The organism is Ruminococcus turbiniformis, assembly GCF_020687545.1.
In the GTDB taxonomy this organism is placed as follows: Bacteria; Bacillota; Clostridia; order Lachnospirales; family Lachnospiraceae; genus Mediterraneibacter; species Mediterraneibacter turbiniformis.
In genome coordinates, this window is sequence record NZ_JAJEQX010000009.1 from 1 (window position 1) to 11870 (window position 11870).

An 11870-nucleotide genomic window follows, 5' to 3' on the forward strand; every position below is an offset into this window, starting at 1 on the left:
TGAAACACCACAAGGGTGTACCAAATGCCGTGAAAAGCACGGCAGTAAATAATGAAACACCACAAGGGTGTACCAAATGCCGTGAAAAGCACGGCAGTAAATAATGAAACACCACAAGGGTGTACCAAATGCCGTGAAAAGCACGGCAGTAAATAATGAAACACCACAAGGGTGTACCATATGCCGTAAAAAACGCGGCAGGAATCAATGAAAGGAGAATGAGTGATGCTGGAACAACTGAAAAAAGAAGTGTATGAGGCAAACATGCTGCTTCCCAAGTATGGACTTGTGACATTTACGTGGGGAAATGTAAGCGGTATCGACCGTGAAAGCGGTCTGTTTGTCATCAAGCCGAGCGGTGTGGAGTACGATATGCTGACTCCGGATGACATGGTCGTAGTAGATCTTGAAGGAAATAAGGTGGAGGGAAAATATAATCCGTCCTCTGACACACCGACTCACATGGTGCTTTACAACCGATTCCCGAATATCGGCGGAGTAGTTCACACACATTCTGAGTGGGCGACGAGCTGGGCGCAGGCGGGAAGAGACATTCCGTGTTACGGTACAACTCATGCAGACTATATGTATGGAGAGATTCCATGCGTGAGAAATCTGACAAAGGAAGAGATTGAGGATGCCTATGAGAAAAACACAGGTGTGCTGATTGCGGACGAGTTTGAGGCGCGGAAGAAAGATTACATCGCGGTTCCGTCCGTGCTCTGCAAGAATCACGGTGTATTCACATGGGGCAAGGATGCGCACGAGGCTGTGCACAATGCGGTTGTGACAGAGGAAGTCGCGAAGATGGCTGCTCACTGCGAGGCGATCAATCCGGACGTGCAGCCGGCGCCGCAGGAGCTGCAGGATAAGCACTACTACAGAAAACACGGAGCAAACGCATATTACGGACAGAACGTATAGTAAAGGCGGCATACGAAAAGATAAACTATACCGTGAGATAATATAAAGAAATCTATAGAAACTTTTTAAGTTTATTTATAGTAAAAAAATAGTAAAACAAACAAAAACATTTCATAACAGGAGGAAACAAAAATGTTAAAAAGAAAAGATTATAAGTTCTGGTTCTGCACAGGATCACAGGACCTTTACGGAGAGGAGTGTCTGGCCCACGTAGCAGAGCATTCCAGAATCATTGTGGACAAACTCAACGAGTCCGGAATTCTTCCCTATGAGATCGTGCTCAAACCGACCATGATTACAAATGAAGTGATCAGAAAAACATTCAATGAGGCGAACATGGACGAGAACTGTGCGGGAGTTATCACATGGATGCACACATTCTCTCCGGCAAAATCATGGATTCTCGGACTTCAGGAGTACAGAAAACCGCTGCTTCACCTGCACACACAGTTTAATGTGGAAATTCCGTATGACACCATTGACATGGACTTCATGAACGAGAACCAGTCTGCGCACGGCGGACGTGAGTACGGCCATGTGTTTACACGTCTCGGAATCGAGAGAAAAGTTGTAGTCGGACACTGGTCAGATGAAAATGTACAGAAGAAGATCGCTTCCTGGATGCGCACAGCGGTAGGTGTTGTGGAGAGCAGCCACGTGCGTGTCATGAGAGTTGCGGACAACATGAGAAACGTAGCGGTTACAGAGGGCGACAAGGTAGAGGCTCAGATCAAATTCGGATGGGAAGTGGACGCTTACCCGGTAAATGAAGTTGTAGAGGCTGTAAACGCTGTGTCCGAGAGCGATGTAAAGGCTCTGACAGACGAGTACTATGACACATACAACATCCTTCTCGAGGGCAGAGATCCGGAAGAGTTCCGCCGCCATGTTGCAGTACAGGCACAGATCGAGATAGGATTTGAGAGATTCCTTGAGGAGAACAACTACCAGGCGATCGTAACACACTTCGGAGATCTGGGCGGATTAAAACAGCTTCCGGGTCTGGCAATGCAGAGACTGATGCAGAAAGGCTACGGTTTCGGCGCAGAGGGAGACTGGAAGACAGCTGCCATGGTACGCATCATGAAGATCATGACAGAAGGAATGAAAGATGCAAAGGGAACTTCCTTCATGGAAGACTACACATACAACCTTGTTCCGGGCAAAGAGGGAATCCTTCAGTCCCACATGCTTGAAGTGTGCCCGACGATCGCGGACGGCCCGATCAGCATCAAGGTAAAACCGCTCTCCATGGGAGACAGAGAAGATCCGGCAAGACTGGTGTTCACATCCAAGACAGGACCGGCAGTGGCAACTTCCCTCATTGACCTGGGAGACCGTTTCCGCCTGATCATCAATGATGTAAACTGCAAGAAGACAGAGAAAGAGATGCCGAACCTTCCGGTTGCTACAGCATTCTGGACACCGGAGCCGAACCTTCAGACAGGAGCTGAGGCATGGATTCTCTGCGGCGGCGCACATCACACAGCGTTCTCCTATGACCTGACATCCGAGCAGATGGGAGACTGGGCTGCGGCTATGGGTATCGAGGCTGTTTACATTGACAGAGATACAACGATCCGCGGACTGAAAAACGAGCTCAGATGGAATGAGATCGCCTTCAGAAAATAGAGATAACAGAAGAAAGGGACGTGACGTGATTCATGTCCCTTTTTGAGAGAGAAATTCCATTGCAAACGGGCTTTTCTGACTGTATAATAGCAGAGTATCACAGAAAATCAGTAAAGGAGCAATCGAATATGAGTATCAGAATCGGTATTATCGGCTATGGAAATCTTGGAAAAGGCGTAGAGTGCGCCATAAAGCAGAATCCGGACATGGAGCTTGCGGCTGTGTTTACCCGCAGAGATCCGAAAGGCGTAAACATCCTGACAGAAGGAGTTCCGGTGTGCGCGGTCGCGGACGTGGCTGAGTGGAAAGACAAAATTGACGTCATGATCCTCTGCGGAGGAAGCGCTTTCGATCTGCCGGAGCAGACTCCGGAATTTGCGCGTATGTTCAATGTGATCGACAGCTTTGACACCCACGCCCGCATCCCGGAGCATTTTGCAAACGTGGACGCTGCGGCAAAAGAAGGCGGAAAAGTGGCGATTATTTCCGTGGGCTGGGATCCGGGACTGTTCTCGCTGAACCGTCTGTATGCCAATGCGATCCTTCCGGACGGAAGCGATTATACGTTCTGGGGAAGAGGAGTCAGCCAGGGCCATTCAGACGCTGTGCGCAGAGTGGACGGGGTAAAAGACGCGAAACAGTATACGATCCCTGTGGAGAGTGCCCTTGAAGCAGTGAGAAGCGGGAAAAACCCGGAGCTTTCAACAAGAGAAAAGCACACAAGAGAGTGCTTTGTTGTTCTGGAGGAAGGCGCAGACGCGGCAAAAGTCGAGGAAGAGATTAAGACAATGCCGAACTATTTTGCAGACTATGACACAACGGTACACTTTATCAGTGAAGAAGAGTTAAAGAAAAACCACAGCGGAATTCCGCACGGCGGATTCGTGTTAAGAAGCGGACGCACCGGATGGGAAGGGGAAAACTCTCATCTGATCGAGTACAGCTTAAAGCTGGATTCCAACCCGGAATTCACCTCATCCGTGCTCGTGGCATATGCCCGCGCCGCATACCGCCTTTCCGGCGAGGAACAGAGCGGATGCCGCACAGTATTTGATATCGCTCCGGCATACTTAAGTGCAAAGAGCCCGGAGGAACTTCGCAGGACAATGCTGTAAAATGGCTGAAAAGCCGGGGAAAAACAAGATGCATCGCGGATGCCGTGCGAAAACGGTAAAATGACGATGCCGCAAATGAAAGAATATAAAGGAGGAGTGCACTTATGCAGAACAAAGAAGAGATCAGAGAGCTGATCAGCGCAGGCCGGGCGATTCTCGGAATCGAACTCGGCTCTACAAGAATCAAAGGCGTGCTCATCGGCGAGGACAGAGCCCCCATCGCTTCGGGAAGCTACGAGTGGGAGAACAAGCTGGTCAACCACATCTGGACTTATGATATCGAGGATGTTTGGAAAGGACTTCAGGGATGCTACAGTGATCTTGTAAAAGACGTGGAGGAACAGTACGGCGTACAGCTGAAAAAGCTTGCCGCCATCGGAGTAAGCGCCATGATGCACGGCTATCTTGCGTTTGGCGGGGATGATGAGCTTCTCGTTCCCTTCCGTACATGGAGAAACACGATCACAGGAGAGGCAGCGGAGAAGCTCTCGGCTCTGTTTTCTTACAATATACCCCAGCGCTGGAGTATTGCCCACCTGTACCAGGCGATCTTAAACGGGGAGGATCATGTTGCAGACGTGCGCTTCTTTACGACACTTGCAGGTTACATCCACTGGAAACTGACCGGAGAAAAAGTGATCGGAAACGGCGACGCGTCAGGAATGTTCCCGATCGATATCGCTACAAAAGATTACGACAGCAGAATGCTGGATCAGTTTGACGAGCTTGTTGCGGACAAGGGATATCCGTGGAAGATCCGCGAGCTGCTCCCGAAAGTGCTTCTGGCAGGCGAGGACGCCGGAAAAGTGACGGAAGAGGGCGCAAGACTCCTTGACCCGACCGGAAATCTTGAAGCGGGAATTCCGATGTGTCCGCCGGAAGGAGACGCAGGAACCGGAATGACTGCCACAAACAGTGTGGAAGTGAGAACCGGAAACGTATCCGCGGGAACAAGCGTATTTGCGATGACGGTTCTCGAGAAAGACCTGTCAAAACCTTACGAGGAGATCGACATGGTGACAACTCCCGCGGGAGATCTGGTAGCCATGGTGCACTGCAACAACTGTACGTCTGATCTGAATGCATGGGTTGGTCTGTTCCGTGAATTTGCGGAGAGCTTCGGCATGGAAGTGGATATGAACAAGCTGTTCGGTACACTGTACAACAAGGCGCTGGAAGGAGATCCGGACTGCGGCGGACTGCTTGCGTACAACTATTTCTCCGGCGAGACGATCACGGGATTCGACGAGGGACGCCCGCTGTTCGTTCGTTCTCCTGAGAGCAAGTTCAATCTGGCGAACTTTATGCGTGTTCATCTGTGTACTTCACTGGGAGCGCTTAAGACAGGAATGGACATCCTTCTGAAGCAGGAGGACGTAAAACTTGACCGCATGATGGGCCACGGCGGACTCTTCAAGACGAAAGGCGTCGGACAGAGAATCCTTGCCGCAGCCATCGACACTCCGGTGTGCGTTATGGAGACAGCCGGAGAGGGCGGCGCATGGGGAATCGCTCTTCTGGCAGATTACCTTGTCAGAAAGGATGAGGGTGAAAGCCTGACGGATTACCTCAACAATAAAGTATTCGGTGACACGGAAGGAACAGTGATGGATCCGGTTGCCGAGGATGTTGACGGATACGAGAAATTTATGGAGACATACAAGAAAGGTCTTGCCATCGAGAGGGCGGCAGTGGATGCCGGAATCTGAGATAAGGCGATCTGAGATAAGATGAGATAAGGCGAAAGGAGCGCAGGTGCAAAACCGGCGCTCCTTTTATAGCCTGAGAAGCGGTAATATGCCTGAGAAGCAGGCGCGGACTTCTGTTTTATTCCCGCGAGCAACGAGCCAAGCGGACAAGTTCATTTGACTTACAGCAGATCCTCAAATGTATCGTAAAACGTCGGATAGGACACGTCTACGCAGTGGCTGTCCAGGATCTTTGTGTTGCCTTCCGCCACAAGCGCCGCGATGCTGAACGCCATTGCGATCCGGTGGTCGAGAAGGGTGTGGATGGCGGCGCCCTTTAATTTTCCGCCGTTTATGACCATTCCGTCGGAAGTGGGAGTCACGTCGCATCCCATTGCCTTTAGGTTGTCTGTGACCGTCTCGATCCGGTCGGTTTCCTTTACTTTCAGTTCGGCCGCATCTTTTATGACTGTTGTGCCTTCCGCGACGGCAGCCATGACTGCGATCATCGGAATCTCGTCGATGAGGGCCGGGATGATGTCGCCCTCCACTGTGACACCGTGGAGACGGCTTGTTCTTACGAGCACATCTGCAATTTTTTCTCCCCCTTCCGTGCGCTCATTGAGAAGGGAGATATCTCCGCCCATATCCTCGCATACTTTCAGAAAACCTGCCCGGGTCGGGTTGATGCCTACATTTTCCACGAGAACCTCAGAGTCCGGTGCGATCAGCCCGGCCGCAATAAAGTATGCGGCTGACGAAATATCACCAGGTACCGTGATTTTCTGTGCGGACAGTTCGTTCCCCGGGATGATCGTGGCCGTGGCTTTTGTGCTTCCGATGTCATGGACGGAGCGGATATCTGCGCCGAATTCTCTCAGCATCAGCTCTGTATGATTGCGGGAGAGAGAGGGCTCTGTGACGGCTGTTTCTCCGTCGGCATACAGCCCGGCCAGAAGAATGCACGATTTTACCTGGGCGGACGCAACAGGGGATTCATAGTGAATGCCGTGAAGCGTTCCCGGTGTGATATAGAGGGGCGCGCAGCCGTTTCTTAATATACTGGACACATGAGCTCCCATCTGTGTGAGGGGATCTATGATCCGCTTCATCGGACGGGAGTTTAAAGATTCATCTCCCGAGAGCTTGGAGTCAAAGGGCTGTCCTGCAAGAATGCCGGACAGAAGCCGGGTTGTTGTACCGCTGTTTCCCACATCGAGGATCTCTGAGGGAGCTGACAGGCCGTGAAGCCCTCTGCCGTGTACAAGCACGGTGGATCCGTTTTCCTCGATCTCAATCCCCATTTTCCGGAAACAGCGGATTGTGGCAAGGCAGTCCGCCCCCATCAGATAGTTGTGGATCTCTGTGGTGCCCTGAGCGAGAGACCCGAACATGACGCTGCGGTGGGAGATGGATTTATCTCCCGGAACGCTCACCTTTCCTTTCAGCCCTGTAATACTGCTTAATTCCATTTGTCTGAATATCCTTCCTTCTATATTTCATAGACGACGTAGCGGTATTTCTTCAGCAGGCCCGACGCCTTTGCGGAAGAATCTTCGTCGTAAAACTCAATGCGGAGCACACCTTCCTCAAATTCTCTGTTGTGGACGATCCCGATATTTTTGATATTGATATTGTTGCTCGCGAGAATCGTTGCAATGGTGGCGATTCCGCCGGCTTCGTCGATGATGTCGCAGTAGAGTGCAAACTGCTTTTTGATCGGTCCTGCCGAACTGTTCGGCATGGAGTCTCTGTAATCACGGGACGACTCGAAGAAGGAGTAAAGCGCTTCTTCGTTTCCCGCATCCACCGAGGCGCGTACTCTGCGGAGCGACTCGATATAACCGTCGAGAATTTCGGTGATGTTCTCCCTGTTTTTCAGACAGATCTGCTGCCACATGACAGGGGAGGAAGAGGCGATTCTCGTGATATCTTTAAAACCGCCGGCAGCCAGAGCTTTCATAAGTCCGTCTTTTGTGTCTGTGTCATGCACATAGTTTACAAGCGCGGCTGCGATGAGATGGGGCAGATGACTGATCGTCCCTGTGATGTAATCGTGTTCCCGGTAGTCAAGTACAAGCGGGATCGCCTTTAAGGACGCTACAAAATCCCGGTAGCGGCCGACCGTTTCCTGCGGTACCTTGGAGGTCGGCGTGAGAATATAGTACGCGTTTTCGATCAGATGCGCTTTGGAGTTGGCAAAGCCGCTTTTCTCAGAGCCTGCCATCGGGTGTCCGCCGACAAAGCGGTCTTCCAGTCCGAGGGAGATGACTTCTTCGTGAATGGAAGTCTTGACACTTCCCACGTCGCTCAGAAGACATCCGTCACTCATGATTTCTTTTAATTGTGACAGATATGCAGTATTATAAGAGACCGGCGCGCAGAGGAAAATATAGCTGCATCCTTTGAAATTATCGTCGATGGAGGAGCAGGCTGTGTGAATCGTTCCCTCCTGCACCGCCAGCGCCAGTGTCTCTCTGTTCTTGTCAAATGCGATGATTTCACAGTCGGGATAATATGTTCGGACTGCTTTGGCGATGGAGCCGCCAATGAGTCCGAGCCCGACGAATCCGATTTTTTTTAAATCCATGGTCAGCGGGGTATCCTTTCCTTAAATTCCATAGAAGTATATTAACACTTTACACTGCAAAAGTAAATGGCACTTAAGAGGACAGAAATGCCGCCTGTATATACGTTTGCCGTGCTGGCGCGACCGCACCTGAACCGGCACAAAATATATGTGAAAAATATATAAAATAGTTGTAATCATACCGGAATTTTAGTACAATATACCCATAGTGTTTGTGTTCGCAGGAAAAGCGGATATAAAGAATAACTACATACAAGGAGGCAGCAGCATGAAGGTTTACAGAACGGACGAAATCAGAAACGTGGTATTGCTTGGTCACGGCGGAAGCGGAAAGACAAGCCTTGTTGAGGCAATGCTCTATGTTTCCGGCGCGACGAACCGCATGGGCAAAGTGGCGGAAGCCAACACGGTAAGTGATTTTGATAAAGAGGAGCAGAAACGCGGTTTTTCCATCAGTACAAGTCTGGTACCGATTGAGTGGGAAAAGGCGAAGATCAACATCCTTGATACACCGGGATATTTTGATTTTGTAGGAGAGGTTGAGGAAGCGGTAAGCGCGGCTGACGCGGCGGTTATTGTTGTGTCCGGCAAAGCAGGCGTGCAGGTCGGTACGGAGAAGGCCTGGGAGCTGTGTGACAAGTATAATCTTCCCCGAATGATCTATGTGACAGAAATGGATGTTGACGATGCCAGCTTCCGTCAGGTTGTGGAAGATCTCACTGCGCGCTATGGAAAGAAGATCGCACCCCATTTCCAGCCGATCCGTGAGAACGAGAAACTGGTCGGATACATCAATGTCATCAAAAATGCGGGCCGCAGATACACAGGAATCGGCCAGAGAGAAGAGTGTGAGATCCCGGATTACTGCAAGCCGAACCTTCAGATTCTAAGAGACTCCCTTATGGAAGCGGTTGCTGAGACGAGCGAAGAGTTTATGGAACGCTATTTCAACGGCGAGGAGTTCTCCATCGAGGAGATCCGCGCTGCCATGCGTACAGAAGTAATGGACGGGGATATCGTTCCGGTAGCCATGGGTTCCAATATCCAGGCCCAGGGCGTTGCCAATCTTCTTTCCGATATTGTAAGATTCTTCCCGAGTCCGGATAAGAGAACGTGCGTTGGCATCAACCGCACGACAAACGATATCTTTGAGGCGAACTATGAGTTCTCAAAAGCAAAGACTGCATATGTGTTCAAGACAATGGTAGATCCGTTTATCGGAAAATATTCCTTCATTAAGGTGTGCTCCGGTGTGCTCAAAGGAGACGACGTTCTCTACAATGCAGACACGGATGCAGAGGAAAAACCAGGCAAGCTTTATACAATGTGCGGAAACAAACCGTCGGAAGTGAGTGAGCTGTTTGCGGGAGATATCGGCGCTATTGCGAAACTTGCGAATACACGCACAGGCGATACGCTGTCCACGAAGTCCACGCAGGTTTCCTATGCGAAGACCGATTATTCTGTTCCTTATACATATATGAAATACAGTGTGAAGAACAAAGGCGATGAGGACAAGGTGTCCCAGGCGCTCGCAAGAATGACAGCGGAGGATGTCACGCTGAAAGTTGTCAATGACAGTGAGAACCGTCAGTCCCTTCTCTACGGTATGGGAGATCAGCATCTGGAGATTGCAGCGAGCAAGCTGGCGGCAAGATACAAGGTGGAGATCATCCTGGAGACGCCGAAGGTGGCGTTCCGTGAGACAATCCGTAAGAACGCGGATGTGGATATGAAGTATAAGAAGCAGACCGGCGGACACGGCCAGTACGGTCACGTTAAGATGAAATTTGAGCCTTCAGGCGATCTGGATACACCGTATGTATTTGAAGAGTGCGTTGTCGGCGGCGCGGTTCCGAAGAACTACTTCCCGGCAGTGGAGAAGGGGCTTCAGGAATCCGTTGTGAAAGGGCCTCTTGCCGGATATCCGGTTGTGGGCGTAAAGGCGATCCTTTACGATGGATCTTATCATCCGGTAGACTCCTCGGAGATGGCGTTCAAGACCGCCACATCCCAGGCGTTTAAGAAAGGGTTCATGGAGGCTTCTCCGGTTCTTCTTGAGCCAATCGCATCCATCAAGGTGACAGTCCCCGATGAATATACGGGAGACGTAATGGGTGATCTTAACAAGAGACGCGGACGTGTGCTTGGCATGAATCCGGTTTCCGGCGGCAAGCAGGTGATTGAGGCGGATATCCCGATGACAGGAGTATTCGGGTACTGCACGACGCTCCGCTCCATGACCGGCGGACGCGGCACGTATGAGTATACCTTTGCGAGATACGAGCAGGCCCCGTCCGATGTGCAGGAGAAGGAGATCGCCGCAAGAGCAGCGGAAGAGTAAAGGTAAAGAAAAAAGAAAAATCCGGGAGCGGATCTAGGTGAAAACTCCTGAAATGCCGGCTTCTGGCAGAAAAGCAGAGATATGGTTTCGGGCTGTATCTCTGCTTTTTGTTAAGAAAGCGATAAGGCTGTTGTACTTTAATATCAAAGGTGCTATAATTGCTCTGCCGACGAGGCGGACTAAAAATTCATATGAGGATTTGCAGAGGGAAAAGTGATGGAAATTGTTATTATAGGCGACGGAAAAGTAGGGTACAGACTTGCAAAACAGCTTTCTGTTGAAGACTATGATGTGGTGATGATCGACAGCAATGAAAAGAAGTTAAGATACGCTGTTGACAGGCTCGACATTGCATGTGTGACAGGGGACGGCGCAGAAGCCGCTGTACAGAAAGAGGCCGGTGTGGAACACTCAGATCTGGTCATTGCATGTACTTCCTCTGACGAGTTGAATATGCTCAGCTGCCTGATCGCCAGAAGACTGGGAGCGAAACATACGATTGCCCGCGTCAGAAATCCGGTTTATTTCGGACAGATCGGTCTTCTTAAAGAAGATCTCCATCTGAGCATGGCCGTAAATCCGGAACTGATTGTTGCTGACGAGATCAACAGGCTTCTCCTGTTCCCCGATGCGAGCAAGGTTGAGACTTTTGTAAAAGGCCGGGTGGAACTGATTGAGTTCCCGATCTGCGCGGAGAGCAGGCTGATCGGGCATTCTCTTGCGGATCTGTACGACAGATTCCAGATTAAGGTGCTTGTGTGCGCGGTTGAGACTGCGGATCAGGTGCTGATCCCGGATGGAGACTATATATTAAGGGAGGGCGACAGACTACATATTGCGGCTTCCCACAGAGAAATCGAGCTGTTTTTCAAACAGTTCGGAAAACACAGAGAGAAGATCAGAAAAGTGATCATCTGCGGCGGAGGCCGTGTGGCATACTACCTCGGGAAACAGCTCGGAGCTGTCGGAATGCAGGTGAAGATCATAGAAAAGGATGAAGAGCGGTGCGAGCAGCTCTGCGAGATCCTGCCCAAGGCTACAATTATTCAGGGAGACGCGACAGATCACGATCTTCTGATAGAGGAAGGCGTTGCCGAGGCAGATGCGTTTGTGGCTCTGACAGGAATGGATGAGGAGAATATTATCACCTCTCTCTTTGCGAAAAAGCAGGGCGTAGGCAAAATAGTCGCAAAGGTGAATGAGGACAGAAGAGTCCGGCTTGTAGAAGGTTTCGGCATTGACAGTATTGTCTCGCCGAAGCTGGCGACGGCGGATGCGATCATGAGCTATGTACGGGCGAGAAGAAATTCTCAGGGAAGCGCCAATGTGGAAACGATGTACCAGCTTGTGGATGAGCAGGTAGAGGCTCTGGAGTTTATTATCAGGTCAGAGACAAAATACACAGGGGTTCCGCTCAGGGATCTCTCTCTGAAGTCCAACAACCTGATCGCATGCATTGCCCGGAAGCACCAGATCATTATTCCGGGCGGAGATGACTGCCTTCAGGTGGGCGACAGCGTGATTGTCATTACAATGGAAAAAAGCATAGATGATATAGAGGACATCTTAATGTAGGG

8 protein-coding genes are annotated in these 11870 nt (G+C 50.6%); 6 read left to right on the plus strand and 2 right to left on the minus strand.

Features of this window, described 5'->3' with window-relative positions:
- The first annotated feature begins 225 nt into the window (after window positions 1–225).
- From LKD70_RS06460 to LKD70_RS06475, 4 genes are all read left to right on the plus strand, one after another.
- Window positions 226–924, plus strand: coding sequence for an L-ribulose-5-phosphate 4-epimerase (locus tag LKD70_RS06460; RefSeq protein WP_320442586.1), 699 nt, complete (start codon window positions 226–228; stop codon window positions 922–924).
- Window positions 925–1056: 132 nt separating this feature from the next.
- Window positions 1057–2556 (plus strand): L-arabinose isomerase, encoded by a 1500-nt coding sequence (gene araA, locus LKD70_RS06465; RefSeq protein WP_227707221.1) that lies wholly within the window; start codon window positions 1057–1059, stop codon window positions 2554–2556.
- A 128-nt stretch (window positions 2557–2684) separates the two neighbouring features.
- A complete protein-coding gene (locus tag LKD70_RS06470) occupies window positions 2685–3671 on the plus strand; it encodes a diaminopimelate dehydrogenase (RefSeq protein WP_227707222.1) in 987 nt (328 codons plus the stop codon).
- A gap of 104 nt (window positions 3672–3775) precedes the next feature.
- The gene (locus tag LKD70_RS06475; RefSeq protein ID WP_227707223.1) at window positions 3776–5380 is read left to right on the plus strand and encodes a xylulokinase; all 1605 of its coding nucleotides are present in this window, start codon (window positions 3776–3778) and stop codon (window positions 5378–5380) included.
- Between the two features lie 161 nt (window positions 5381–5541).
- Here LKD70_RS06475 and aroA read toward each other — a convergent pair whose 3' ends face one another.
- A complete protein-coding gene (aroA, locus tag LKD70_RS06480) occupies window positions 5542–6831 on the minus strand; it encodes a 3-phosphoshikimate 1-carboxyvinyltransferase (protein ID WP_227707224.1) in 1290 nt (429 codons plus the stop codon).
- Window positions 6832–6851: 20 nt separating this feature from the next.
- Window positions 6852–7949 carry a prephenate dehydrogenase gene (locus LKD70_RS06485; protein WP_227707225.1) on the minus strand — a complete coding sequence of 366 codons (1098 nt, stop codon included), beginning with the start codon at window positions 7947–7949 and terminating at the stop codon, window positions 6852–6854.
- 268 nt (window positions 7950–8217) lie between these two features.
- Here LKD70_RS06485 and LKD70_RS06490 point away from each other — a divergent pair, with 268 nt between their 5' ends.
- Complete coding sequence (locus tag LKD70_RS06490; RefSeq protein WP_227707226.1) at window positions 8218–10293, plus strand: elongation factor G; 2076 nt, start codon at window positions 8218–8220, stop codon at window positions 10291–10293.
- 216 nt (window positions 10294–10509) lie between these two features.
- A complete protein-coding gene (gene trkA / locus LKD70_RS06495; protein ID WP_227707227.1) occupies window positions 10510–11868 on the plus strand; it encodes a Trk system potassium transporter TrkA in 1359 nt (452 codons plus the stop codon).
- Window positions 11869–11870: the final 2 nt, after the last annotated feature.